This window comes from Pantoea stewartii (genome assembly GCF_011044475.1).
GTDB classification, from domain to species: Bacteria; Pseudomonadota; Gammaproteobacteria; order Enterobacterales; family Enterobacteriaceae; genus Pantoea; species Pantoea stewartii.
This window is the reverse complement of the sequence record NZ_CP049115.1, coordinates 175,611-198,602: the sequence shown is the minus strand read 5'-3', so window position 1 is coordinate 198,602 and position 22,992 is coordinate 175,611. Positions and strand designations below refer to the sequence as shown.

Below are 22,992 nucleotides of genomic sequence, written 5' to 3'. Positions count from 1 at the left end.
GCCTAAAACTACGCAGGCAATTATAAAACGGTGGTTTTGAGATTTATTCGCAACCCATCTTCGCCCTTCCGTTAATGTTGTATCAGCATCCTGTTTTACAAAACGGTTTATACGAAAAGTTCGGTTCGCCGTCTTAATCATTACGTTCGGCCTTATCGTCTGGCCTCCCGCTGAGAAAATCATACCAAATCAAGGCACTACCCTTTTTAAATCCCGTGCAGGAGACAATGAAAGAGAAAATTTGATTACCTCGCGTAACCTGACTGCTGAGGCAGAGAAACCGCTTTATTAACCGTTCATAAACTGCAAAAAAGACACCAGGATTTCCTCGCCGGACGTCGAAGTACTGATATAATGGAAACGATGCGATACCACGCTGGTAAAGAAAAAACCAGAGCAAATCGGTTGATGCCCGACAGCGTGTTCTGAACGCTATTAACCCGTCTGTGACAACGGAACCTCACAGGTAAGCACCCTCCTTGCGCCATGCTGGAAACGCCTGGCTCAAACACATTTTGCAACGGGATTCACGCAGGCTCGGGGCCGCCCGGTCTGGGTTTTGGCAATGTGTGCGGTAAAAAGAACAAGAATCTGGAAGACGTTATGTTGTCGACAATTATCTATCGCAGTCACATCGCTGATCATGTTCCACTGAAAATGCTGGAAGGCCTGGTCGCTAAAGCCAATAAAATTAATGAGTCATCAAGCGTTACCGGCATCTTATTATTTAATGGCACCCATTTTTTTCAGGTTCTTGAAGGTCCAGAGAATGATGTACTGGCGGTTTACGAACGTATCTGCCGTGATACCAGCCACCATAATATTGTGGAATTAATGCGGGATTATGCGCCTTCCCGCCGTTTTGGTAACGTGGGCATGGAGCTGTTTGATCTGCGTGAATACGATAAAACCACTGTGCTTAATGCCGTGCTTGAAAAAGGCACAACCAAATATCAGCTGACCTATGAAGACAGAGCGCTTAAATTTTTGCGCACCTTTGTCGAAGCACGGGAAAAAGAGAATTATTTTGAAATTCCCTCAGCGGAAAGCTGGGATTTTATCAGTGATGATGAGGAAGTGCGCGAAGGTGACGACGCGCTGATTAATCACGAAGGCGTCAATTTTGCTTTTCAGGCGATTATCGATCCCCTTGCACGTAAAATCGTCTCGCTGGAAGCCCTGCTTCGGGGCTCGCAGGGCGAAACACAACAGGATTACTTTTCACGCCTCCCGCCGGAGAACATCTACCGCGACGATCTGCAGTCCAAACGCATCGCTTTTGCACAGGCGAAGGCGCTGGGGATAGACGGCATTATGCTGTCAGTCAACCTGTTGCCCATGTCGCTGGTGCTGGTGCCGGATGCCGTAACGTTTCTGCTTACTGAAATCTACGCCCACGATTTGGTTCCTGAGCAGATCGTGGTCGAGTTTACCGAAAATGAAATCATTTCCCGTCCTGACGACTTTGCAGCGGCGCTGAAACAGCTCAAAGCAGCGGGCATCAGCGTGGCACTGGATGATTTTGGCGCGGGCTATGCCGGGCTATCCTTACTGACGCAGATTCAGCCCGACAAAATAAAAATTGATCGCAGCATTATCAGCAATGTGCATAAAAGCGGCCCGAAGCAGGCTATTGTGCACGCTATTTTAGCCTGTTGTTCGTCACTGGAAATTACCGTGATTGCAGAGGGCATTGAACAGCCCGAAGAATGGATGTGGCTGGAAGCGGCCGGCGTTTCACAATTCCAGGGGTTTCTTTTCTCCTGGCCGAAAGTCAACGGCGTCTCCTCTGTTACCTGGCCCGAGTTAAAATAAGACGGTTATCCGCAGGAAAGTGAATTTTTCGTTCTTCCTTGCCGGACTGAAAACGCGCTGCTAAATATTAGAAGCGCGTTTCAGATTGTGTCATCGCATTGCAATAGTCGACGTGCACGCTGTTTTTAAATTATCAAAGATGTTAAGCAGTCAGATGTTCAGTGTTAAAGGCCGAAGTCACGCGCCGTCTTAAGGCGCGCCCCACAGGTACAGCATTTGAGGAACTGAATGAAGCAAATCATCCGCGGTGATAAAGAACCCGTCCATATCGTAGCCGCCTCGCGCGCGCTTGAAGCCCATATGTCCCGCTATGGTGAGGGAAACAAATACCATCCGGTTATCTATTCAATTGCCTATCGCAGCAAATACTACCAGGTTGAAGTCATTACACGACGTGAAACGATCGTCGCCACCGTCATTACCGGCGTGCGTAAACTGACGCACCTGCCCGGCGTGGCCTGATGCTGTTTTACGCGCCTTCTGCTCAGGGGACAAACCTGTCCCCTTTCTCTCAGCGGTAAAAGCGCGGATTCGCCGGATAAATCGCTCCGATGATGCTTTTCTCCCGCGCCCCGGTCACCGCAGGTAAATTGCCCGGCAAACCAGACAGCGTGCGGTAAGCCAGCCAGGCAAATGCCAGCGCTTCCATGTCGTCACCATTAATCCCGACGGTATCGGTTGTCGTGACTTCTGTTCCGGCCAGATGCGCCGCCAGGCGGGCCATCAGCAACGGATTTCGGCTGCCGCCCCCGCATACCAGCAACCGATCGCAGCCATCATTGAGTTGCACCTGTTGCGCAATGGTCACGGCGGTGAACTCGTTTAGCGTGGCCTGTACATCCTGAGCAGCGATGCAGGGAAAGTGGCGCAAATGCTGTTCAAGCCAGCCCAGATTAAACAGTTCGCGTCCGGTACTTTTGGGCGGCACCCGCGCCAGCCAGGGTTCACGCAGTAGCGCTTCGAGTAATGCAGGACTGACCTTACCGCTTCGCGCCCAGTTCGCGTCCTTATCATAGGCTTTCCCCTGATTACGCCATATCCATGCGTCCAGCAGCATATTGCCCGGCCCGGTATCAAAGCCGCGCACGGGCTGCCCCGGAATCAGCAGGGAGAGATTGGCAATACCGCCGATATTCAGCACCATGCGCCGTTCCGTGGCATCCATTAACAGGGCCTGATGAAAGGCAGGCACCAGCGGCGCGCCTTGCCCACCCAGCGCCATATCGCGCCGACGGAAATCCCCGACAACCGTCACGCCTGTTGCCGCCACTATCTGGTTGTTATCGCCAATTTGTAAGGTATTGGGTGCCGCGCTGTGGGGTTCATGCCATACCGTTTGACCGTGACAGCCAATCGCCACCACATCGCTCATCTCCAGCGCCTCGCGCTGCATAAGCGTCAGTACTGCGTCAGCGAATAGCTGGCCCAGTCGCGTGTCCAGTTGCCCCAGTTGCGACAACGTCACTGCCTGGCCCTGACAAATCGCCAGAATGCTCTGGCGCAGATCGGGCGGCATGGGATGGCAATAGCTCGCCTGCTGCGCCACCATATTTTCGTCGATGGCGGCCAGCACGACATCGACCCCATCAAGGCTGGTACCCGACATCACGCCAATGTAGCGTCCTGATTTCATAGCCGTTCCTTTCATCGGGATGAAAAAGTGAATACGCTGCCTGTAGCCTGACAAAATATCGGCCCTGAATCCACGATTACTTTGTTTTAAATCAACAAAGTGTCTGGTGGTTAACGTCCCGGATATTTTTATGATTGATTGAATCATTGTTAAAAATTTGCGGTCTATGCTGTCGACAGCCATGTTTTATTCCGCAGAAGGTTAATTCGCCAGTTTTCTGTCTTATACTGTTTACAGGATTTCGCGATAGAGATGGCGCATTCTTGAATAAAGGAGTTTCAAATGATTAAGCGTTTAATTGTGGTCGCTTTGACTGGTGCGATGCTGGCGGGCTGTAGCAATACCGATACGTTATCGGGCGATACCTACAGTGCCAGTGAGGCCAAGCAGGTACAAAGTGTTTCTTACGGTACCTTAGTCTCAGTTCGCCCGGTTAAAATCCAGGGTGGAGACGACAGCAACATCATTGGGGCCATTGGCGGCGCCGTACTGGGTGGATTCCTGGGTAATACCATCGGCGGTGGTGCAGGACGTAGCCTGGCAACAGCGGGAGGCGCGGTGCTGGGTGGCGTTGCAGGTCAGGGCGTACAAGGCGCAATGAACAAAACTGACGGCGTTGAACTGGAAATCCGTAAGGATGACGGCAATACCATTATGGTGGTGCAGAAACAGGCAGCCAGCCGTTACTCAGTCGGACAACGTGTTGCGTTGGCCACCGACGGTAGTCAGGTTACCGTTTCTCCGCGTTAACGCAGTGACCAACCGACGCCGGTGCCGGTCGCACTGCGCGTCGGTCTTATTTCTCTTTGTTTTGCAGTTCGAGAATATTCTTTTCAAGACGCGCAATCAGCGTCACCATCTGGTTGATTTCGTCGCGGCTGATACCGGAGAGAATGTCATCCCGGGTAATATCAATCACGTGTTCAACCTGCTGAATGACTGGCTCTGCCTGTTGTGTCAGCTTAATGCGTTTGGCCCGGCGATCGTGGGCGCAAGTGGTCCGGGTAATCAGCCCTTTCTCCTCAAGTTGATCCAGGGTTCTGACCAGAGAAGGTTGCTCGATACCAATGGCTTTCGCTAACTGGATTTGCGACTGCTCAGGCGGCAGTTGATGGATATTGTGCAGTGTTACCCAGTGCGTTTGAGTCAGCTCTAACGGCTTCAAACGTTGATCAATCAGTGCTCGCCAGATTCGCACCAGCCTGGACAGATCCGTGCCGAGAGGGGTATCCATGCTATCTCCTTATAATGTATGTACGCAGCTATCAAGCTGCATTGTATAGCATTTTGCAAGCCCGAAGTTTAAATTACAAATAACCAAGTGAACAGTTTCGGCTGAAATTGTTTCACGCACAGGTTCCAGGATACTGCACTGCAATGGATATCATTCGCCAAGGATTTTTCAGCATCAGCCCGCTTTCCGAATTTATTTTCGGCGCCTCACTCTATTTCCCTCCCCTGTTTAAAGCGGTGCTGGCCGGCTTTGTTCTCTGGTTATTTATCCACCCGCTTCTGCGCGGCTGGCTTGCGTCGGGTGAGGTCTGGCATCCCACCCTGTTCGATCTCTCGCTGTTTGTGTTGTGTGTAACAGGCGCACTCTGGTTAATAGCGCACGGATGAAAAAGATGAACCTTTCAGGATTAAAGTACTTTTCTACGTTGATTGTTTTCACGCTGGCGCTTCTCAGCGCCTGGTGGGCCTGGAACTACTATATGCAGTCACCGTGGACGCGCGACGGCAAAGTACGTGCCGAGCTGGTCACGATCACCCCGCAAATTTCGGGACGGATCACGGCACTGAACGTGGTCGATAATCAGTATGTACATAAAGGGGATCGGTTACTGACGCTGGATCCTGTGCCCTGGCAAATCGCTCTGCATAAAGCCGACGCACAGCTGAGCCAGGCGCAGGCCGATATGGCGAAAGCCCAAAATGAATTCAACCGGCGCAGTAAACTGCCGCGCAATACCATCTCGGGCGAAGATCTGGATGTCGCCCGACTGAATGCAGCGGCGGCGCAGGCCAACGTCAAGGCCGCGCAGGCCGCGCGTGAACAGGCCGCATGGAATTTACAGCAAACCACCGTGAACGCCCCCACGGACGGTTGGGTCAGCAATCTGACACTACGTCCCGGCAATTTCGCCACGGCTGGCACTCCGCTTTTTGCGCTGGTGGACAGTCACGCTTTTTATGTCGTGGGCTACTTTGAAGAGACCAAATTGCGCCATATTCGTCCGGGTGCGGCCGCACAAGTGACGCTCTACAGTACGGGCCGGCAGTTATCCGGTCAGGTTGAGAGCATAGGGCGCGCGATTTACGATCAGAGTCTGGACGCCGACAGTGGGCTGCTGCCCGATATCAAGCCGAACGTGCCCTGGGTGCGCCTTGCTCAACGTGTTCCTGTACGCATTCGTCTCGCTGCTCTCCCGGATAACGCTCTGTTAATCGCCGGTACGACCTGCACGATTACGATACAACCATGAATCTCAACGGACTGGCCTGGCAAAACCTGCCCTGGCTGAAAGCGGACAGCAATCAGTGGCGTTATGCTCTGCGTAACGCGACTGCCATGTGCCTGGCCCTGAGCATTGCCTATGGACTGGATCTTAACGAACCCTACTGGGCCATGACCTCCGCTGCGGTGGTAAGCTTCCCGACAATCGGCGGTGTGATCAGTAAGAGTCTGGGACGTATTGTTGGAAGCCTGCTGGGGGCAACGGCCGCCTTGCTGATTGCGGGCCATACGCTTAATGAACCCTGGCTGTTCGCCTTTTTTATCGCAGGCTGGCTGGCGCTGTGTACCTGGGTGGCCAACCACTATCAAAATAATGTCGCCTATGGGTTTTCGCTGGCCGGGTACACTGCGGCGATCATTGCCTTCAGCTGTGTCAATCTGACCGATATCAGTGGCCTGTGGGACATTGCCCAGGCGCGCGTCTGTGAGGTGATTTCCGGGCTGCTCTGTGCGGGTTTAATGATGATGATCCTGCCCAGTACGTCAGACGGTGAAGCCCTGATCTCCGCCCTGAAGCAGATGCACACGCGTCTGCTGGATCACGCCACGCTGCTCTTGCAGGACACCCGGAACGACGAGATTCGTCACGCTCACGAAGCGGTGATTGGCCAGATCCTGACCATGAATTTATTGCGTATCCAGGCATTCTGGAGCCATTACCGCTTTCGTCGCCAAAATAACGTTCTGAACTATATCCTGCATCAGCAGCTTCGTCTGACCAGCGTCCTGTCCAGCCTGCGGCGCATGCTGCTGAACTGGCCAGATGCGCCGGAAGCGCTGTATCTGGCCTTAACACGCATTACGCAGGAGCTGGCAAAACCGGACTGTGATAAGTACCGGCTGGCAGCTTTGTTACGCAGCATCACCCCTGCCAGCGATGGTGATTACCGGCAACGGGCGTTTTGTCAGCGGCTGCGCTACTTCTGCTGGATGTACCTCAATGTGTTGCGCTGGATAAGGCAGCTGGAACAGGCTGATGCCGATACCCGCTTTCAGCCGCCCGCAGTGTCTGCGCTGGCCAGCGAAAGTGACAGCGCAGAAGCCGGCTGGAGTGCGCTACGAACATTCAGCATCATCGTGGCAGGCTGCGCATTCTGGATCGCGACACAATGGACCTCGGGTGCCTCAGCCCTTACGTTTACGGCGATTGCCTGTGTCCTTTACGCGTCGGCCCCTTCGCCCACAGGCAGCATTACGCTGTTACTGAAAACATTGCTCTGGCTGTTTGCTTTTAGCGTGCTGTTTAAATTTGGTGTGATGGTGCAGTTTAATCAGCTGTGGCAACTGCTTGCCATCCTGTTTCCGCTGCTGCTGACGCTACAACTGTTCCGGGTACAGCAAAAACAGCGGGCGGCGATGTGGGGCCAGTTTATTGTTTTTCTGGGGTCGTTTCTGGCCGTCACCAATCCGCCCGACTGGGATTATCAGGGGTTCGTGAACGATAACATAGCGAAAGTCTGCGGTGTGCTGCTGGCCTGGCTGGCTTTCCAGATCCTGCGTCCCAGCTCCGATTCACGCCGCAGCCGTCGCCATATCCAGGCGTTGAGGCTGGCGTTTCTGGATCAGCTTCGTCAGCATCCCCACCGGGATCAAAACCGTTTTGAGTCGCTGATTTATCATAAAATTGGTCAACTCAGTAACAGTAAAGATGAAACGGCGCGCGTCTGGCTACTGCGTTGGGGCGTCGTTCTGCTTAACTGTTCCCATCTCGTCTGGCAACTGCGTGACTGGCAAACAGACACCCCGATACTGAACCAGTACCGGAGCGAAGCATTGCACAATCTGCAGAATATTATGAGCTTACACGGTGTGCAGCATCGCCACCTGGACACCGCGCTGGACGCGCTTCAGGGCCTCACAGAAGAGGCGCTTAGTGTCAACAGTGCCGACGCCAGCACCCTGGCCGGCCTGCTGTGGCGGTTGCGCTGTTCACTGGCGCAGCTGAAACAGGCGATTCCCGACTGATTACTGGCAATACTGCTGGTGCTGCCGGTTAAAATCATCCTGAAGTTGCTGAACGGTTTTTTGCCCTTCGAACCGGGTTTTATCGGCTTCGGAAACAGGCTCAATCACCAGGGCTTTTTCGTCGGGTGAATAGATAAAACGCCGGTAAATCATCGACCCCGTAAAACTTTTGCCCAGGATGCCACCACAAATCATTGTCGTGTTATGCCGGTAAATGGTGGTATCCGTGAAATTGGTTTCCGTGGCGCTGCGCAGAACATTCTGGCAATGCTGCGCTTCAAGCTTTTGCCGCACATCCCGACTGAGCCGTTCACGGCCCTTCGCAATCTCTTCGCAGCGAAGGCGTGCTGAACTGGTATCAATGGTGCGCTGCAGTTCACGTCCTGTTTCTGTGATCAGTTGCGTATCATTGGGTTTATCGCATCCTGCCAGCAACAGACACAGTAGCCAGGCGCCCTTCCATTTCATTTGCACTGCTCCTCAGTTTGTCAGGCTTTGTAACGGGAATCAGTATCATAGGGGGGAATAAGACGATGATGCTACAACAAATTGTCAACAAGCGAAAAGCCGTGATGACGGCAAAATCTGCCGCCATCAGCGACACACAGCGTCAGATAACACCGCAGGCAAACCGTGCCCCGCCACCGCCCAAAGGTTGTGGGTGATCCGCATGGTTATCCCCGCCCACATGCACCATCAACGCTTTGCCTTTCACCTCGCTCAGCGTTTTAATGCGCGGTGCCAGCACCGGATAGGTGGCTTTACCCTGCGCATCGACATAGAGCGCAGGCAGGTCGCCTAAATGGCCCTCAGCATAGGGCCCCAGGTGCTTGCCGGTGTTCGCCGGATCAAGATGCCCCCCTGCCGCCCCCGCGGCCACCCTTTTTCCTTCCGATTCGCCGGGTTCACAACTGCCTTTCGCATGGACATGAAAACCGTGAATGCCCGGCTTCAGTCCTTCCAGCATGGGCGTCAGTTGCAAACCGTATTGCGTCTCTTCAATATTTACCGTGCCGATGGCATTGCCGATTCCCTGCGCCGAAACGGCATGAATTGTCACCTGTTCGCTGGCCGCCTGCGCGGCACCGCAGGCTAACAGCGTCGCTATCGCAATTGCGTTCACTTTCATTGTGGCTCCTTTTTGCTCTGGGGTTCAGCTTAAGCCTGGCCCCGTAGCGCAAAGATTGCCGCAAATTGACGAATGTTTACGCTCAGGGCACGTCATAGCCCAGTGCGGCTTTGCGGATGCGGAACCACTGCTGCCGACTGAGCGTCAGCCCGGCCGCCCCTGCCGCTTCTGTAATGCGATGGGTTTTGCCTGACCCGATGATGGGCAAGGGTTTACTCGGCAGACGCATCACCCAGGCATAGACGACCTGCTCAAGGCTTGATGCCCCGATCTCCTGACGAATGGCTTCCAGCTCGTCGCGCAGCGGCTGAAAATGCGGATCGCTGAACAGACGTCCGCCCCCCAGGCACGACCAGGCCATTGGGCGCAAACGCTGCTGCTGGCAGTGATCCAGCGATCCATCAAGCAGAACATGTTGCTGAACGGGTGAGATCTCAAGCTGGTTGGTCACGAGGCTAAACGGCAAACGAGACTGCAGCAGGGCAAACTGCGAGGGGGTAAAATTGGACACGCCAAAATGCAACACTTTGCCTGCCTGATGCAGGTGCAGAAAGGCTTCGGCAACCTCATCGGCCGCCATGAGCGGGTCGGGGCGATGAATCAACAGCAGATCAAGGCGATCGGTATTGAAATGTCCCAGCGAGCGTTCGGCACTGGCCACAATATGCGCTTTTTCCGTAATGTAATGGCCAATCTGGTGTTCAGGTTTTGCGCGGGTCGCGATACCGCACTTGGTGACGATCTGCAGCCGATCACGTAATCCCGGGGCCTGTCTGAGCGCCTCACCAAATGCGGCCTCACAGCGGTAATCACCATAAATGTCGGCATGATCGACTGTCGAAATGCCCAGTGAAAGATGGTGCTCAATAAACCCCACCAGCTGCTGTGGTGTCATGCCCCATTCCATCAAACGCCAATAGCCCATAATCAGCGGTGAAAAGTCGGGGCCCTGTGGCGCGATGGCTTGCGGTTGTAACATAGTGTTCTCCCTGTGGCCTTGAGGCTGGATGTGTGTCAGGGAGTATAACGGAAATCACCATGCGGTCAGAATAAGGTGGGTTGTTGCGGTTCCTGCGGTTCTTCTTTGTGCTGCTGACGTAACAGGCGCAAACGGCGCTGGTGGCAGAGGCGGAGCACCTCACGCTTTTGACTGTCGCTGTATTGCAGCCAGTTAAAACGTTCCTCACGGCTACGCAGGCAGCCTTTGCAGTAGCCACGTGAATCGGTTTCGCAAATACGCCGGCATGGACTGGGTACCGGAAAAAACTCAAGCTGCTCTGCCACAACGGCCTCTACTGAAACGGTGATACGTCTATTGAAGCCAGAGTCCGGCATTTGTGCAAGAAATAATCATAACTTGAACAATTTATTCACTCTAAATCGCTTTCAATTTAACACTGCGTGCCTGGCGCGCGATAAAAGTTTGCATTAGACCGATTGGTCTACCAGGATGACCCCCATGAATAAGATGCCGCAACGTAATGAAACCCGGGAACACCTGCTGACGACAGGCGAATCGCTTTGCCTGCAACGGGGCTTTACCGGCATGGGCCTGAGCCAGCTACTGGATCAGGCGCAGATCCCTAAGGGATCGTTTTATTACTATTTTCCCTCTAAAGAAGCCTTTGGCGTGGCGTTGCTTGAGCGGTACTTTGTCCGTTACCTGCAGAACCTTGAGCAGCAGCTCTTCCAGCCTGCGGGATCGGCGGGTGAGCGATTACTGGCCCATTTTCGCCATGCGCTCGATCTGTTTGAACGGCAGGGCAATATTGTGGGCTGCCTGAGCGTAAAATTATCAGCCGAAGTCTGCGACCTGTCAGAGCCTATGCGCATAGCCTTGCAGCAGGGAGCCAGCCACGTTATCGCCGCCTATGTTAAGGCGCTGACGCAGGCACAGCACGAAGAGGATTTATCTCTGCCCTCGCCTCCGGAGCAACTGGCTGAACTGCTGTATGTTCTCTGGCTGGGTGCGAGTTTACAGAGCAAGCTATCCCGTAATGCACAGCCTATGCGGCTGGCCTTAATTACCATCGAACAGTGGCTAACAAAACCGCTGGTTTAAAAAAACCACCATTTGTAGACGACCGGTCTACTTGAAAGGAGTTGTTATGGCGAGTACTCAGTTGTTTCGTCCGTTAAAAGTGGGCGCAATTACCGTTCCTCATCGTGTCTTTATGGCCCCACTGACACGTTTACGTAGCATCGAACCCGGCGATATCCCGACGCCGTTGATGGCCGAATACTATCGCCAACGTGCGGGTGCGGGGTTAATTATCACTGAAGCGACTCAGGTCTCCTTCCAGGCGAAAGGTTATGCGGGCGCGCCAGGCCTGCACACGCAGGAACAAATTGCCGCGTGGAAAGTCATCAATGAAGGCATTCATCAGGCAGGCGGCCACAGCGCAGTCCAGCTTTGGCACACCGGCCGCATTTCACATAACAGCGTTCAGCCTGAAGGTAAGGCACCGGTTGCACCGTCCGCCATTCCGGCAGGCACCCGCACCTCATTGCGTGCTGAAGACGGCAGCGTGTATCGCGAAGATACCTCGATGCCGCGCGAGCTGAGCGTCAGTGAAATCCAGCAGATTGTGGCGGATTTTGGTCAGGCAGCCGCCAATGCGCGTGAAGCTGATTTCGACCTGCTGGAACTGCACTCTGCTCATGGTTATCTGATGCATCAGTTCCTGTCGCCGTCGTCTAACCATCGTACCGATGCCTACGGCGGCAGCGTGGAAAACCGTGGCCGTTTTGCGCTGGAGGTCGTCGATGCCGCCATTGCTAACTGGTCCGCAGACCGCGTAGGTATTCGCGTGTCGCCTGTTGGCAGTTTCCAGAACCTGGATAACGGTCCGAACGAAGAAGAAGATGCGCTGTGGTTTATCGCTGAGCTGGCGAAACGCAACATCGCTTATCTGCACATGTCCGAACCGGACTGGGCAGGCGGCACGCCTTACAGCGATGCGTTCCGCCAGAAAGTGCGGGATACCTTCCCGGGCGTCATCATTGGTGCCGGCGCTTACACCGTCGAAAAAGCCGATGACCTGATCAGCCGTGGCCTGATCGATGCCGTTGCGTTTGGTCGTGACTACATCGCCAACCCGGATCTGGCGCAGCGTTTACAAAAAGATGCTCCGCTTAACCCACAACGTCCCGAATCGTTCTACGGCGGTGGCGCAGAGGGCTATACTGATTATCCTGCGCTGTAAAACAGCAGGCAGCCGTGAGAAGGTGTCACGGCTGCGGTTATTGTTTGGCGATGATCGTCGCTATACTGCGTATTTATGTCATCCGGGGATGACGTTTTTTTAAAGAGGAAATTATGCGTTTACTTCATACCATGCTGCGCGTTGGCGATTTACAACGCTCAATCGATTTTTACACCCGTGTGCTGGGCATGCGTCTGCTGCGTCAAAGCGAAAATGCTGAATATAAATATACGCTTGCGTTCGTCGGCTACACCGAAGAGAGCGAAGGCGCGGTGATTGAACTGACCTATAACTGGGGCGTAGACAGCTACGACCTGGGGAATGCTTATGGCCACATTGCGCTGGGCGTTGATGATGTCGCGGCAACCTGTGAACGTATTCGTAACGACGGCGGCAACGTGACCCGTGAAGCGGGCCCGGTGAAAGGGGGCTCCACCATCATCGCCTTCGTTGAAGATCCTGACGGTTATAAGATCGAGCTGATCGAAAACAAACATGCCGGTCACGGCCTCGGTAACTAACCGTTACCGCCCATCAGCCTGCCTCCTGCAGGCTGATTCTTACTTCCCTCGCCCACATCTGCTGCAGAGAGTGCGCTTTTTTGGCATACTACGCGCTGCCCTTTTTCTGCAATGAGATCCTGATGCCTGAATCGTCTTCCCCCAACGCACTCAATCAACGCTTTCGTGGTTTTTATCCTGTCGTGATCGATGTTGAAACGGCGGGCTTTAATGCGCAAACCGATGCGCTGCTGGAAGTCGCTGCCATCACCCTGAAAATGGATGATGAGGGTTGGCTTCATCACGACGAGACGCTGCATTTTCATGTGGAACCCTTTGTCGGTTCGCTCCTGCACCCTGAAGCGCTGGCGTTTACGGGCATCGATCCCACGAATCCTTTGCGCGGCGCAGTCAGCGAATATGAGGCCCTGCATGCCATTTTTAAAATGGTGCGAAAAGGCATCAAAGAGACCGGATGCAACCGCGCCATCATGGTCGCTCACAACGCCACGTTTGATCTGAACTTTATGAATGCGGCGGCGGAACGTGCGGGCCTGAAACGCAATCCCTTTCATCCCTTTGCGACCTTCGACACGGCTGCGCTGAGCGGACTGGTGCTGGGCCAGACCGTGCTGGCGAAAGCCTGCAAAGCCGCAGGAATGGCATTCGACAGCAGTCAGGCGCACTCCGCGCTCTATGATACACAGCAAACGGCGACCTTATTTTGTGAGCTGGTTAACCGCTGGAAACGGCTGGGAGGCTGGCCGTTAGCTGTAACGGAAGCGTCGGCGACGGGTGGAGAAACAACCGAGTAACGCGCGTAAAAAAGGCCGACGAGGTCGGCCTTTTTCAGTTATTCCGCTTCTTTAAACTTCTCAGCGGTTTCTTTGATTAACGGCTGCAACTCGCCGCGCTGGAACATTTCAACAATAATGTCGCAGCCGCCGACCAGTTCGCCATCAACCCATAACTGCGGGAACGTGGGCCAGTTGGCGTATTTTGGCAGCTCTGCGCGAATATCCGGGTTCTGCAGAATATCCACGTAAGCAAAGCGCTCACCACAGGCAGACAACGCCTGGACCGCCTGCGCAGAGAAACCGCAGCTTGGCAGTTTCGGCGAACCTTTCATGTACAGCAGGATCGGGTTTTCTGCGATCTGGCGCTGAATTTTTTCTACAGTACTCATTATTGCCTTCCTTAATTCGTCACTTCGTGTTTCTTTATTGTAGCGACTTCACGCCAGGACTGAAAACGAGATTTTGGCTCGTCCGACGTTAAATCGCCATGTTTGCTAAGTAGGCTGGTCAGGCATTCGCAGGAAACTGTGACAAAGACTATGAATGTATTCATAATTTGCAATGAATTTGCTGTTATAAGAGACTGAAATTCCTGATTTATGCCTGATTTTTATCCAGGCCATCAATTAATAAAAAAAGGACTTACTCTTTTAAAAAAAACTGGACTAGAATGACTTCGGCGCTGATCGGTGATCAGATTTTTCTTAACTTTGTCAGAGACCTGTTTGATCTGACAGCTTAACCAGTAAACGGACTATGCGTTCAATCATTACGCTTCTTATTCTGGCTTTTGCGCAACTCTTCTTTAACATCGCTGCTGCCTCCCCGCATGCGACGGTTAAGGCCAGCTTGCATAAGGTAGAGAAAAAAAGTGCGCGCGACGATGATCGGCGCAAACGACGCGCGGTTAAAGCCTCATCTAAAAAAAGTCGCACCTCCGCTGTTCAGAAAGTCAGTAAGACCACGAAAACCAGCAAAACGACCTCTCACACCACCACGCACAAAACGCTCGCTAAAACGACTGCCTCGCACAAGACGCTGAGCAAAAAAGTCGCCGCCAATGCCGCCAGCAAAAAACGGTATGGTCATCAACGTGCTGCGAAGGCGTTAACGGCAGACAATACCGAAACCGGCACCATTAAAATGAGTAAAGCGCATCGCCAGCGTTACCAGAAAGCGCGTGAAACGGCGATGGCAAAACTGATGGGGCAACTTGGCAAGCGTTATCAGTGGGGAGGCAAATCGCCCCATACGGGTTTTGATTGCAGTGGCCTCGTATGGTACGCCTACAAAGACGTCGTGAAGTTTAAGATCCCCCGTACCGCTAACGAAATGTACCATCTGCGGGATGCAGCACCGGTCAACCGCGAATCCCTTGAAAAAGGCGATCTGGTTTTCTTCCGCATCAACGGGCGTGGAACCGCAGATCATGTCGGGGTTTACCTGGGCAACGGTAAATTCATTCAGTCACCGCGTACCGGTAAAGATATTCAAATCAGTGCGTTGAGCGAAGATTACTGGCAGCGCCATTATATTGGTGCGCGTCGCGTTATGACGCCAAAGACCGTTCGCTAAACGTCCTTCATACAAAAAAGCCGGGAAAGGCAACTTCCCGGCTTTTTTATTGCCCACCTCACCCCGATTGTGCAGCCGGATGTTCCAGGCGAAAATGCCGCACCTGCCGGTGATACGGTCTGACAGACAGGACGTATCACCGGCAAGGCTGGACGCGCAGTCAGCCAGTCAGCCAGCCAGTCAGCCAGCCAGTCAGCCAGTCAGCCAGTCAGCCAGTCAGCCAGTCAGCCAGTCAGCCAGTCAGCCAGTCAGCCAGTCAGCCAGTATAGCGTCGCTGCAAACGAATGCGGCTAGTGCAGAATAGCGGTGAAGCTAAACGCGATGATCATTAACAGTGCGGCTGCCGTCGTCATTAATGACAGTTTTAAATCGGTACTCATCCCCTCTCCTTTAACCCTGACGTTTGTAAGGTGAAAGCATTTTCACATACGCGTGGGTAAAAATCTCGTTTTATCCGCACAGCCTTGTTAGAATCCCCCCTTTGTTGCGCAACAGCGCGCAATATCGGTTGCGTCCGCGCCCTTTTCAGACGTTATTTCCTGCCCTGATGACTCAATACCGGACAGAAAAGCGATGTTTTTCGCAGAAATAACCGTCCGCTGACGCAAACGTTTAACAATATGCTTATCAATAATTTAGATAGGCCCGGGAGTTCGATTTACATGGCAACAATTAAAGATGTGGCGAAGCGTGCGGGCGTGTCCACCACGACCGTCTCACACGTCATCAATAAAACGCGCTTTGTCGCAGAAAATACCTGCGAAGCGGTGTGGGAAGCGATTCGGGAACTGCATTATTCTCCCAGCGCAGTCGCGCGTAGCCTGAAGGTGAATCACACCAAAACGCTGGGCCTGCTCGCCACGTCCAGTGAAGCGCCCTACTTTGCTGAAATTATCGAAGCCATTGAGAATCACTGCTTCGATAAAGGCTATACCCTGATTTTGGGCAACGCACATAATGACCTGCAAAAACAGCGCGCCTATCTGTCGATGATGGCGCAAAAGCGCGTTGACGGGCTTCTGGTGATGTGTTCAGAGTATCCGGATGATCTGCTGCAAATGCTGGAAGCGAACCGCAATATTCCGATGGTGGTGATGGACTGGGGCGAATCCCGTGCCGACTTTACCGATACCGTACTGGACAATGCTTTCCAGGGCGGTTATCTGGCAGGACGTTATTTGATTGAGCGTGGTCATCGCGATATTGGTGCCATTCCCGGCCAGATGGAGCGTAACACGGGAGGCGGTCGCCATGCCGGTTTCCTCAAGGCGCTGGAAGAAGCAGGTATTCAGCCACGTGCCGAATGGATTGTGCAGGGTGACTTTGAACCCGAATCTGGCTATCAGGCCATGCAGCAGATTCTGTCACAGAAGCAGCGCCCAAGCGCCGTATTCTGTGGGGGCGACATCATGGCGATGGGCGCAATCTGCGCGGCCGACGAAATGGGCCTGCGCGTGCCGCAGGATATCTCCGTCATCGGTTACGACAATGTGCGCAATGCGCGCTATTTCACCCCGGCACTGACCACGGTGCATCAGCCTAAAGCCCAGTTGGGTGAGAAAGCGCTGGAGATGTTGTTAGATCGCATCACCAGTAAGCGGGAAGAGTCGCAGACAATTGAAGTCCACCCGACGCTTATTGAGCGACGTTCGGTGGGCTATGGTCCTTATCGCGATTATCGCCGTTAATCCTCGCTCAACCACTCCTGATTTAGCGTTTGCGCATCGCCCAGGTACTGGAGTAACCACCCCAGCGCCGGTGATGCGCGATCTTCCGCCCAGCTGACGCAGCAGGGACTTTCCGGAAACGCCTGCGGTAAGTTCAGCTCTGCCATCTCGCCGCTGTCCAGTAAGGGCCGCGCTAAATGGCCCGGTATCATCGCGACACACAAACCGGCGCGCACACAGTCCAGACCGGTTTGCCAGTCCGGGACCACCAGCCGGCGTTGGTTATCCAGCGCCCAGGTCATACGACGCGGTAACGCGCGCGACGTATCTTCCAGCACCAGAGAAGGCCAGTTGCGCAACGCCTCATCATCTAGCGTAGCAACCTGCGTCAGAGGGTGCTGACGCGCCACCACGCAACGCCAGTTCAGGGTGCCCATATCGCGAAAGGCGAAACGCCCCCCCACCGGAATCGCCTGTGTCGCACCTATCGCCACATCCACTCGCCCGTCTGCCAGCGCATCCCAGACGCCGTTAAAGACCTCATAGCTGATGTGCAACTCCATGTCGGGAAAATGGCGGTAAAAATCCCTGACAAACTGCCGGGTCCGCTGCGGTTTGACGATGCAGTCGACGGCAATACCAATCTGACCGCGCCAGCCGTTGGCGAGCTGTTGACACTGACGTCGTGTGGCATCCATTTTTTTGATAACGCTGCGCCCTTCCCGCACAAAATGCTCGCCCGCCGGGGTGAGAATCACCTCCCGGTGCTGGCGTTCAAACAGCGGCACAGCCAGCCAGGTTTCCAGCTGGCGAACGGTATAGCTGATGGCAGAAGGCACACGGTGCAGTTCCTGGGCGGCCGCGCTAAAGCTGCCACCGCGTGCGACCGCATCCACCACTTCCAGCGCATATTCAGACCACATAATTTGCCTTCAAAATTTTTAACAGCAACAGGCAAATTTTACCGTTTCACAGCGTGAAGTACAGCTTTTACACTGCCCCGCGTTTATTCTGCAACTGATGAGAACCCGATGTCCGCTTCAAAAGGCTTTATTCCCTATCTTGCCGTGCTCAGTATGCTGGGCTTTCTGGCAACCGATATGTACCTGCCCGCCTTCGGCGCTATGCAGCAAAGTTTTAGCACGTCAGCCGGGATGATCAGCGCCAGCATGAGTCTGTTTCTGGCCGGTTTTGCCTGTGGTCAACTGGTCTGGGGCCCCTTATCTGATCGGTTGGGGCGTAAGCCGGTGCTGCTGGCAGGCCTCGTCCTGTTTGCTCTGGGCTGTGCGGGTATGTTGTGGGTAGATAATGTGATCCTGATGCTGGTACTGCGTTTTGTACAGGCTATCGGCGTGTGCGCGGCGGCCGTCAGCTGGCAGGCGCTGGTCGTTGATCGCTATCCTCAGTCACAGGCCAATAAAGTCTTTGCTACCATTATGCCGCTCGTCGCGCTGTCTCCCGCCCTGGCGCCGTTACTGGGCGCCTGGCTGATCGGCCATTTTCACTGGCGCGCCATTTTTGCGGTGCTGACGGGAATTGCTGTGGCGCTCATCCTGGTCACGCTGCGCCTGCCTTCGCCGCAAAAAAATCAACGTTCCCCTGCTTCGCAGCCTGGGTTTCTGACGCTGCTGCGCGCACGTGCCTACAGCGGTAACGTACTGATGTATTCCGCCTGCTCGGCCAGTTTTTTTGCATGGCTGACGGGTTCGCCGTTTATTCTGGCTGAAATTGGTCTGTCTCCTGCGGATATCGGGCTCAGTTATATTCCCCAAACCATCGCCTTTTTAATCGGCGGGTTTGGCTGCCGTGCGCTGCTCAACCGGTTTTCTGGCGCAACGCTGCTGCCGTGGCTGCTCGGCGTCTATAGTCTGAGTGTCGGGGCGCTGTTTGCCGTCGCGCTTTCGGGAAGCCCGTCACTCACGGCGTTACTGGTGCCGTTCTGCGGCATGGCGCTGGCAAATGGCGCGATTTATCCGATTGTGGTGTCCAGTGCGCTGCTGCCCTTCCCAAATGCCACCGGGAAAGCGGCGGCATTGCAGAACACGCTTCAGCTCGGACTCTGTTTTGCCGCCAGCCTTGCGGTGTCCGCAGGCTTGATCCAGGCTCTGTTTACGACCACGCTAATTATGATGGTGACGATTGGTCTGGCATGGATGGGCTATCAGTTAAAGCGCCGCGCCGGCGCACAAACTGATATTGCCTCATCTGCACATCCCTGCCAGGATAATCACTGAGGCAACGATTTGCGTGTTACCCGTTTTCACTGACTGAATCAGGGTCTGCCAGTGTGCCTCCTCTGCCAGACCCACTCGCACTGTCATCATAATAAAAATGTTTCACACAGCCTTCAGGCTGTGACGGCATCTGTGTGAGCAACGCTGCATGGATACCGACGTTTTCTCTTCTCTGTACCCTTTTTGTTGTCTGGCGCAAGGCGTCATCTGTGACTTTTCTCATAATCCTGAGAAACAGCTCCTGCTTTTTCTCAGGTTCTGACGGTTCTGATGATGGAGTGGCTATGAGTTCATCATGTGTAGAAGAAGTAGGCATCGAACGTAACCATTGGTATCGCATCGTTCAGGAGTTACTGCAAAAAGCCGATATTGAAATTAACGGTTCGCGGCCCTGGGATATTCAGGTTAAACACCCCGATTTTTTCAAACGCGTTCTGCAGAAAGGATCCCTGGGCTTGGGCGAGAGTTATATGGATGGCTGGTGGGAATGCGAGCGGCTGGATATGTTTTTTCATCGGGCGCTGAAGCATAAACTCGACGAGCAACTGCCGCATCATATTCAGGACATCCTGCGTATTGCGCTGGCGCGTCTGGTGAACCTGCAATCCAAAAAGCGGGCCTGGCAGGTGGGTAAAGCCCACTACGATTTAGGCAACGATCTCTTCAGCCTGATGCTGGATCCTTACATGCAGTATTCCTGCGCGTACTGGAAAGACGCCACCACGCTTGAGGCGGCGCAGGAAGCCAAACTCGATATGATTTGCCGCAAGCTGCAACTCAAACCGGGAATGCGCCTGCTGGATATCGGCTGCGGCTGGGGCGGCCTGGCGGCCTTTGCCGCCAGAAATTATGGCGTGAGCGTTCAGGGCGTAACCATCTCGGCAGAGCAACAAAAACTGGCTCAACAGCGCTGTGAGGGGCTGGATGTCCAAATCCTGTTGCAGGACTACCGCGATCTCGATCAGCAGTTTGACCGCATTGTGTCCGTGGGCATGTTTGAACATGTCGGGCCTAAAAATTACCCCACCTATTTTGCTACGGTCGATCGCAACCTGAAGCCTGACGGGATTTTCCTGCTTCACACAATAGGCGCGATCAAAACGGATATGCATGTCGATCCCTGGATTGGCAAATATATCTTTCCGAACGGCTGCCTGCCCTCTTTGCGCCATATCGCCGACGTCAGCGAACCCCATTTTATTATGGAAGACTGGCATAACTTTGGCGCGGACTATGACACGACATTGATGGCCTGGCACGAACGCTTCTTACATGCCTGGCCGCAGCTTGCCGGGCGCTATGACGAACGCTTCCGCCGCATGTTCACGTACTATCTGAATGCCTGCGCGGGTGCGTTTCGCGCCCGCGAGATCCAGCTATGGCAGGTGGTGTTTAGCCGAGGCATAGAGGGAGGATTGCGCGTAGCACGGTAACAGGACGCGCTGCGGTTTAGCGCCGCGCATTGCCCGAACCGGCTCAGGTCGGTTGGCTGAGATGCCGGGGCGACGAAACGCGACGGCGCGTCAGCGGTTTCCCGATAAAAAAGCAGCCCTGATAACAGGGCTGCTTTTTTTGCAATACCCGCATGCGGATGACAACAAGATTGTTGCCAGGCGGGCCTTATTCGTGATCGGCTTCCGGCTGATCGGCCTGCTCCGCAAGTGCCTTCACGGCAGCGGCTTCACGCTGCGCCAGCACGCGCTCTACCGTATCCACAATGGCCTGTGTATGGGGATCGATTTCAATGTTGACCCGATCGCCAAAGGTTTTGGCTCCCAGGGTGGTACGCTCCAGCGTTTCAGGAATCAAATGGACGCAGAACTTCGTTTTTGTCACATCACCCACGGTCAGACTGATGCCATCAATGCCGACAAATCCTTTGTGCAGGATGTATTTCATCTGCAGAGGATCCTGAATCCTGAACCACACTTCGCGGTTGTTTTCAGAGCGGATAATTTTGCAAATTTCTGCCGTGGTCATGATATGGCCCGACATCAGGTGTCCGCCAATCTCATCACTGAATTTGGCCGCGCGTTCAATATTCACCACGTCGCCCTGGCGCAAGTCGCCCAGATTGGTCACGCGTAAGGTTTCTTTGATCAGGTCAAAACTCACCAAATCACCGTTAATCTCGGTAACGGTCAGGCAACAGCCGTTATGGGCCACGGATGCGCCAAGTGCCAGTCCTGGCACCAGTTCAGCGGGAAGCCGGACAACATGAGTACGGAATAAACCTTTATCTTCAATGGACACGATTTCTGCGGTGCCCTGCACAATACCGGTAAACATAATCTTTGCCTCTGTGAAGTTTGCCTCCAGTTTATCACAGGCGCGCTTAACTTTTAGATTTCAACGTGCTGAGAGATGCGCAACCGCAAAGCGTGACAAAGATTGGAGAAATCGGCTGCGGCAGTTACACTAGTGCCGACTTCGCCTGAAGTCGTCCTCATTTCCTTATTAATCACACAAGTCAGGTGTTTACGTGCAGAAGTATTTAACAGAAGCGCGTCAATTGCTGGCCCTCGCGATTCCCGTTATCCTGGCTCAGGTGGCGCAAACCGCGATGGGATTTGTAGATACCATTATGGCCGGCGCCGTCAGCGCCACGGATATGGCCGCCGTCGCTGTTGGCACGTCCATTTGGCTTCCCGCCATCCTGTTTGGTCATGGTGTTTTACTGGCATTGACGCCGACCATTGCGCAACTTAATGGTTCAGGTCGCCGCGAGCGCATCGCTGAACAGATTCGTCAGGGGTTTTGGCTGGCGTTTTTTCTCTCATTGCTCATTATGCTGGTCCTCTGGAACGCGGGCTATTTTATTAGCTCGATGCACGATATCGATTCGCTGCTGGCTGAAAAAGCGGAAGGTTATCTGCATGCCCTGCTGTTTGGCGCGCCGGGTTACCTGTTTTTTCAGGTGATGCGTAACCAGTGCGAAGGGCTGTCTAAAACCAAGCCCGGCATGGTGCTGGGCTTTCTGGGATTGATGCTCAACATTCCGCTCAACTATGTCTTTATCTATGGGCATTTTGGTATGCCCGCGTTGGGCGGTGTGGGCTGTGGCGTCGCCACCGCCTCCGTTTACTGGGCGATGTTTATCTGTATGCGCTTTTGGGTGCGGCGCATGCGCAGCATGCAGGATATCCGGCCTGAACAGCGCTGGTCATCGCCCTCGGCCGCCATTCTGAAACGTCTGGCCGGTCTGGGCCTGCCTGTCGCCCTGGCGCTGTTTTTTGAAGTGACTCTGTTTGCCGTGGTGGCGCTGTTAGTCTCCCCGCTGGGCATTGTGAATGTGGCCGGTCACCAGATTGCCCTGAACTTCAGCTCACTGATGTTCGTGCTGCCGCTGTCACTGGGCGTCGCGACAACCATTCGCGTGGGCTATCGTCTGGGTCAGGGATCAACCGAACAGGCGCGCGTGTCCGCCTGGACCGCGCAGGGCGTGGGCGTGAGTATGGCCGTGCTTACGGCGATCTTTACGGTGACCTTCCGCCATCACATTGCGCAGCTCTATAACGATAACCCCGACGTAGTGACGCTGGCTGCTCAACTGATGATGCTGGCCGCCATTTACCAGATTTCGGATTCCATTCAGGTGATTGGCAGCGGTATCCTGCGCGGTTACAAAGACACAAGGTCTATTTTCTTTATAACCTTTATCGCCTACTGGCTACTGGGGCTGCCTTCAGGGTATATCCTGGCGTTGACCGACTGGGTGGTGCCGCGCATGGGCCCGGCAGGATTCTGGTGTGGGTTTATTGTCGGCCTGACCTCAGCCGCCGTCATGATGCTGTGGCGGGTTCGGCGTTTGCAGCAACTCCCGGCCGCGTTAATCCTTTCGCGCGCATCGCGTTAAAAGCAGAACGGGCCGTAACAGGCCCGTTACGTTCAAAAAAACGACGCTTCGCACAGATGATGTTCATTCATTTGCAATTTTGCGTTTTTCCCCTTGCCAG

26 protein-coding genes are annotated in these 22,992 nt (G+C 54.1%); 16 read left to right on the top strand and 10 right to left on the bottom strand.

Features of this window, described 5'->3' with window-relative positions:
• The first annotated feature begins 603 nt into the window (after positions 1–603).
• Complete coding sequence (locus tag G5574_RS00915; RefSeq protein WP_006119001.1) at positions 604–1,815, top strand: diguanylate phosphodiesterase; 1,212 nt, start codon at positions 604–606, stop codon at positions 1,813–1,815.
• Positions 1,816–2,043: 228 nt separating this feature from the next.
• On the top strand, positions 2,044–2,277 hold the full coding sequence (locus G5574_RS00910) for a DUF4060 family protein (protein WP_006119000.1): 234 nt from the start codon (positions 2,044–2,046) through the stop codon (positions 2,275–2,277).
• A 49-nt stretch (positions 2,278–2,326) separates the two neighbouring features.
• Here the strand turns inward: G5574_RS00910 and anmK are convergent, their stop codons facing one another.
• Positions 2,327–3,448, bottom strand: coding sequence for an anhydro-N-acetylmuramic acid kinase (gene anmK / locus G5574_RS00905; protein ID WP_164481871.1), 1,122 nt, complete (start codon positions 3,446–3,448; stop codon positions 2,327–2,329).
• Positions 3,449–3,730: 282 nt separating this feature from the next.
• Between anmK and slyB the strand changes: the two genes are divergently transcribed.
• On the top strand, positions 3,731–4,198 hold the full coding sequence (slyB, locus tag G5574_RS00900; RefSeq protein ID WP_006118998.1) for an outer membrane lipoprotein SlyB: 468 nt from the start codon (positions 3,731–3,733) through the stop codon (positions 4,196–4,198).
• Between the two features lie 46 nt (positions 4,199–4,244).
• Here the strand turns inward: slyB and slyA are convergent, their stop codons facing one another.
• Positions 4,245–4,682, bottom strand: coding sequence for a transcriptional regulator SlyA (gene slyA / locus G5574_RS00895; protein ID WP_006118997.1), 438 nt, complete (start codon positions 4,680–4,682; stop codon positions 4,245–4,247).
• Positions 4,683–4,825: 143 nt separating this feature from the next.
• Here slyA and G5574_RS00890 point away from each other — a divergent pair, with 143 nt between their 5' ends.
• The 3 genes from G5574_RS00890 to G5574_RS00880 are packed head-to-tail and all read left to right on the top strand — an operon-like array spanning position 4,826 to position 7,928.
• The gene (locus G5574_RS00890; RefSeq protein ID WP_164481870.1) at positions 4,826–5,068 is read left to right on the top strand and encodes a DUF1656 domain-containing protein; all 243 of its coding nucleotides are present in this window, start codon (positions 4,826–4,828) and stop codon (positions 5,066–5,068) included.
• A 5-nt stretch (positions 5,069–5,073) separates the two neighbouring features.
• On the top strand, positions 5,074–5,931 hold the full coding sequence (locus tag G5574_RS00885; protein WP_216850765.1) for an efflux RND transporter periplasmic adaptor subunit: 858 nt from the start codon (positions 5,074–5,076) through the stop codon (positions 5,929–5,931).
• Positions 5,928–7,928 (top strand): FUSC family protein, encoded by a 2,001-nt coding sequence (locus tag G5574_RS00880; protein WP_164481868.1) that lies wholly within the window; start codon positions 5,928–5,930, stop codon positions 7,926–7,928. Before G5574_RS00885 ends, G5574_RS00880 begins: the two co-directional genes overlap by 4 nt.
• Here G5574_RS00880 and G5574_RS00875 read toward each other — a convergent pair whose 3' ends face one another.
• From G5574_RS00875 to G5574_RS00860, 4 genes are all read right to left on the bottom strand, one after another.
• A complete protein-coding gene (locus G5574_RS00875; RefSeq protein WP_039340576.1) occupies positions 7,929–8,396 on the bottom strand; it encodes a hypothetical protein in 468 nt (155 codons plus the stop codon).
• 142 nt (positions 8,397–8,538) lie between these two features.
• A complete protein-coding gene (gene sodC / locus G5574_RS00870; RefSeq protein ID WP_054633889.1) occupies positions 8,539–9,057 on the bottom strand; it encodes a superoxide dismutase family protein in 519 nt (172 codons plus the stop codon).
• An 82-nt stretch (positions 9,058–9,139) separates the two neighbouring features.
• Complete coding sequence (locus G5574_RS00865) at positions 9,140–10,036, bottom strand: aldo/keto reductase (RefSeq protein WP_033741168.1); 897 nt, start codon at positions 10,034–10,036, stop codon at positions 9,140–9,142.
• 65 nt (positions 10,037–10,101) lie between these two features.
• A complete protein-coding gene (locus G5574_RS00860) occupies positions 10,102–10,392 on the bottom strand; it encodes a DUF1289 domain-containing protein (protein ID WP_191091045.1) in 291 nt (96 codons plus the stop codon).
• 124 nt (positions 10,393–10,516) lie between these two features.
• Between G5574_RS00860 and G5574_RS00855 the strand changes: the two genes are divergently transcribed.
• From G5574_RS00855 to rnt, 4 genes are all read left to right on the top strand, one after another.
• Positions 10,517–11,119: a TetR/AcrR family transcriptional regulator gene (locus G5574_RS00855; RefSeq protein WP_164481867.1), complete on the top strand. Its 603-nt coding sequence runs from the start codon at positions 10,517–10,519 to the stop codon at positions 11,117–11,119.
• A gap of 46 nt (positions 11,120–11,165) precedes the next feature.
• The gene (gene nemA / locus G5574_RS00850; protein ID WP_039340582.1) at positions 11,166–12,263 is read left to right on the top strand and encodes an alkene reductase; all 1,098 of its coding nucleotides are present in this window, start codon (positions 11,166–11,168) and stop codon (positions 12,261–12,263) included.
• A gap of 113 nt (positions 12,264–12,376) precedes the next feature.
• Entirely contained in the window at positions 12,377–12,784 is a 408-nt protein-coding gene (gene gloA / locus G5574_RS00845; RefSeq protein ID WP_033741163.1) for a lactoylglutathione lyase, read from the top strand.
• A 122-nt stretch (positions 12,785–12,906) separates the two neighbouring features.
• Positions 12,907–13,578: a ribonuclease T gene (rnt, locus tag G5574_RS00840; RefSeq protein ID WP_164481866.1), complete on the top strand. Its 672-nt coding sequence runs from the start codon at positions 12,907–12,909 to the stop codon at positions 13,576–13,578.
• 38 nt (positions 13,579–13,616) lie between these two features.
• On the opposite strand, the gene G5574_RS00835 is transcribed toward rnt, so the two are convergent.
• Positions 13,617–13,952: a Grx4 family monothiol glutaredoxin gene (locus G5574_RS00835; protein ID WP_170317969.1), complete on the bottom strand. Its 336-nt coding sequence runs from the start codon at positions 13,950–13,952 to the stop codon at positions 13,617–13,619.
• 364 nt (positions 13,953–14,316) lie between these two features.
• Here G5574_RS00835 and G5574_RS00830 point away from each other — a divergent pair, with 364 nt between their 5' ends.
• Positions 14,317–15,135, top strand: a complete 819-nt coding sequence (locus tag G5574_RS00830) for a C40 family peptidase (protein ID WP_164481865.1) — start codon at positions 14,317–14,319, stop codon at positions 15,133–15,135.
• A gap of 79 nt (positions 15,136–15,214) precedes the next feature.
• Positions 15,215–15,439: a hypothetical protein gene (locus G5574_RS00825; RefSeq protein WP_164481806.1), complete on the top strand. Its 225-nt coding sequence runs from the start codon at positions 15,215–15,217 to the stop codon at positions 15,437–15,439.
• Here G5574_RS00825 and cydH read toward each other — a convergent pair.
• Positions 15,426–15,515, bottom strand: coding sequence for a cytochrome bd-I oxidase subunit CydH (gene cydH, locus G5574_RS00820; protein ID WP_100208612.1), 90 nt, complete (start codon positions 15,513–15,515; stop codon positions 15,426–15,428). The two genes, G5574_RS00825 and cydH, sit on opposite strands and share 14 nt — an antisense overlap.
• Positions 15,516–15,797: 282 nt before the next feature.
• Here cydH and purR point away from each other — a divergent pair, with 282 nt between their 5' ends.
• Positions 15,798–16,823 carry an HTH-type transcriptional repressor PurR gene (gene purR / locus G5574_RS00815; RefSeq protein WP_006118983.1) on the top strand — a complete coding sequence of 342 codons (1,026 nt, stop codon included), beginning with the start codon at positions 15,798–15,800 and terminating at the stop codon, positions 16,821–16,823.
• Here purR and punR read toward each other — a convergent pair.
• Positions 16,820–17,725 carry a DNA-binding transcriptional activator PunR gene (punR, locus tag G5574_RS00810; RefSeq protein WP_110267577.1) on the bottom strand — a complete coding sequence of 302 codons (906 nt, stop codon included), beginning with the start codon at positions 17,723–17,725 and terminating at the stop codon, positions 16,820–16,822. The two genes, purR and punR, sit on opposite strands and share 4 nt — an antisense overlap.
• 108 nt (positions 17,726–17,833) lie before the next feature.
• Between punR and punC the strand changes: the two genes are divergently transcribed.
• Positions 17,834–19,036, top strand: a complete 1,203-nt coding sequence (gene punC, locus G5574_RS00805; protein ID WP_164481864.1) for a purine nucleoside transporter PunC — start codon at positions 17,834–17,836, stop codon at positions 19,034–19,036.
• A 284-nt stretch (positions 19,037–19,320) separates the two neighbouring features.
• Positions 19,321–20,469 carry a cyclopropane fatty acyl phospholipid synthase gene (gene cfa, locus G5574_RS00800; RefSeq protein ID WP_033741158.1) on the top strand — a complete coding sequence of 383 codons (1,149 nt, stop codon included), beginning with the start codon at positions 19,321–19,323 and terminating at the stop codon, positions 20,467–20,469.
• A 187-nt stretch (positions 20,470–20,656) separates the two neighbouring features.
• On the opposite strand, the gene G5574_RS00795 is transcribed toward cfa, so the two are convergent.
• The gene (locus tag G5574_RS00795; RefSeq protein ID WP_033741155.1) at positions 20,657–21,325 is read right to left on the bottom strand and encodes a riboflavin synthase; all 669 of its coding nucleotides are present in this window, start codon (positions 21,323–21,325) and stop codon (positions 20,657–20,659) included.
• 193 nt (positions 21,326–21,518) lie between these two features.
• On the opposite strand from G5574_RS00795, the gene G5574_RS00790 reads away from it, so the two are divergent.
• The gene (locus G5574_RS00790) at positions 21,519–22,892 is read left to right on the top strand and encodes an MATE family efflux transporter (RefSeq protein WP_164481863.1); all 1,374 of its coding nucleotides are present in this window, start codon (positions 21,519–21,521) and stop codon (positions 22,890–22,892) included.
• Positions 22,893–22,992 lie beyond the last annotated feature (100 nt).

Excerpts from the sequence above, each read along its gene's own strand:
- G5574_RS00915 (WP_006119001.1), top strand. The coding sequence starts at position 604 with ATGTTGTCGACAATTATCTATCGCAGTCACATCGCTGATCATGTTCCA.
- G5574_RS00910 (WP_006119000.1), top strand. The coding sequence starts at position 2,044 with ATGAAGCAAATCATCCGCGGTGATAAAGAACCCGTCCATATCGTAGCC.
- anmK (WP_164481871.1), bottom strand. The coding sequence starts at position 3,448 with ATGAAATCAGGACGCTACATTGGCGTGATGTCGGGTACCAGCCTTGAT.
- slyB (WP_006118998.1), top strand. The coding sequence starts at position 3,731 with ATGATTAAGCGTTTAATTGTGGTCGCTTTGACTGGTGCGATGCTGGCG.
- slyA (WP_006118997.1), bottom strand. The coding sequence starts at position 4,682 with ATGGATACCCCTCTCGGCACGGATCTGTCCAGGCTGGTGCGAATCTGG.
- G5574_RS00890 (WP_164481870.1), top strand. The coding sequence starts at position 4,826 with ATGGATATCATTCGCCAAGGATTTTTCAGCATCAGCCCGCTTTCCGAA.
- G5574_RS00885 (WP_216850765.1), top strand. The coding sequence starts at position 5,074 with ATGAACCTTTCAGGATTAAAGTACTTTTCTACGTTGATTGTTTTCACG.
- G5574_RS00880 (WP_164481868.1), top strand. The coding sequence starts at position 5,928 with ATGAATCTCAACGGACTGGCCTGGCAAAACCTGCCCTGGCTGAAAGCG.
- G5574_RS00875 (WP_039340576.1), bottom strand. The coding sequence starts at position 8,396 with ATGAAATGGAAGGGCGCCTGGCTACTGTGTCTGTTGCTGGCAGGATGC.
- sodC (WP_054633889.1), bottom strand. The coding sequence starts at position 9,057 with ATGAAAGTGAACGCAATTGCGATAGCGACGCTGTTAGCCTGCGGTGCC.
- G5574_RS00865 (WP_033741168.1), bottom strand. The coding sequence starts at position 10,036 with ATGTTACAACCGCAAGCCATCGCGCCACAGGGCCCCGACTTTTCACCG.
- G5574_RS00860 (WP_191091045.1), bottom strand. The coding sequence starts at position 10,392 with ATGCCGGACTCTGGCTTCAATAGACGTATCACCGTTTCAGTAGAGGCC.
- G5574_RS00855 (WP_164481867.1), top strand. The coding sequence starts at position 10,517 with ATGAATAAGATGCCGCAACGTAATGAAACCCGGGAACACCTGCTGACG.
- nemA (WP_039340582.1), top strand. The coding sequence starts at position 11,166 with ATGGCGAGTACTCAGTTGTTTCGTCCGTTAAAAGTGGGCGCAATTACC.
- gloA (WP_033741163.1), top strand. The coding sequence starts at position 12,377 with ATGCGTTTACTTCATACCATGCTGCGCGTTGGCGATTTACAACGCTCA.
- rnt (WP_164481866.1), top strand. The coding sequence starts at position 12,907 with ATGCCTGAATCGTCTTCCCCCAACGCACTCAATCAACGCTTTCGTGGT.
- G5574_RS00830 (WP_164481865.1), top strand. The coding sequence starts at position 14,317 with ATGCGTTCAATCATTACGCTTCTTATTCTGGCTTTTGCGCAACTCTTC.
- G5574_RS00825 (WP_164481806.1), top strand. The coding sequence starts at position 15,215 with ATGTTCCAGGCGAAAATGCCGCACCTGCCGGTGATACGGTCTGACAGA.
- cydH (WP_100208612.1), bottom strand. The coding sequence starts at position 15,515 with ATGAGTACCGATTTAAAACTGTCATTAATGACGACGGCAGCCGCACTG.
- purR (WP_006118983.1), top strand. The coding sequence starts at position 15,798 with ATGGCAACAATTAAAGATGTGGCGAAGCGTGCGGGCGTGTCCACCACG.
- punR (WP_110267577.1), bottom strand. The coding sequence starts at position 17,725 with ATGTGGTCTGAATATGCGCTGGAAGTGGTGGATGCGGTCGCACGCGGT.
- punC (WP_164481864.1), top strand. The coding sequence starts at position 17,834 with ATGTCCGCTTCAAAAGGCTTTATTCCCTATCTTGCCGTGCTCAGTATG.
- cfa (WP_033741158.1), top strand. The coding sequence starts at position 19,321 with ATGAGTTCATCATGTGTAGAAGAAGTAGGCATCGAACGTAACCATTGG.
- G5574_RS00795 (WP_033741155.1), bottom strand. The coding sequence starts at position 21,325 with ATGTTTACCGGTATTGTGCAGGGCACCGCAGAAATCGTGTCCATTGAA.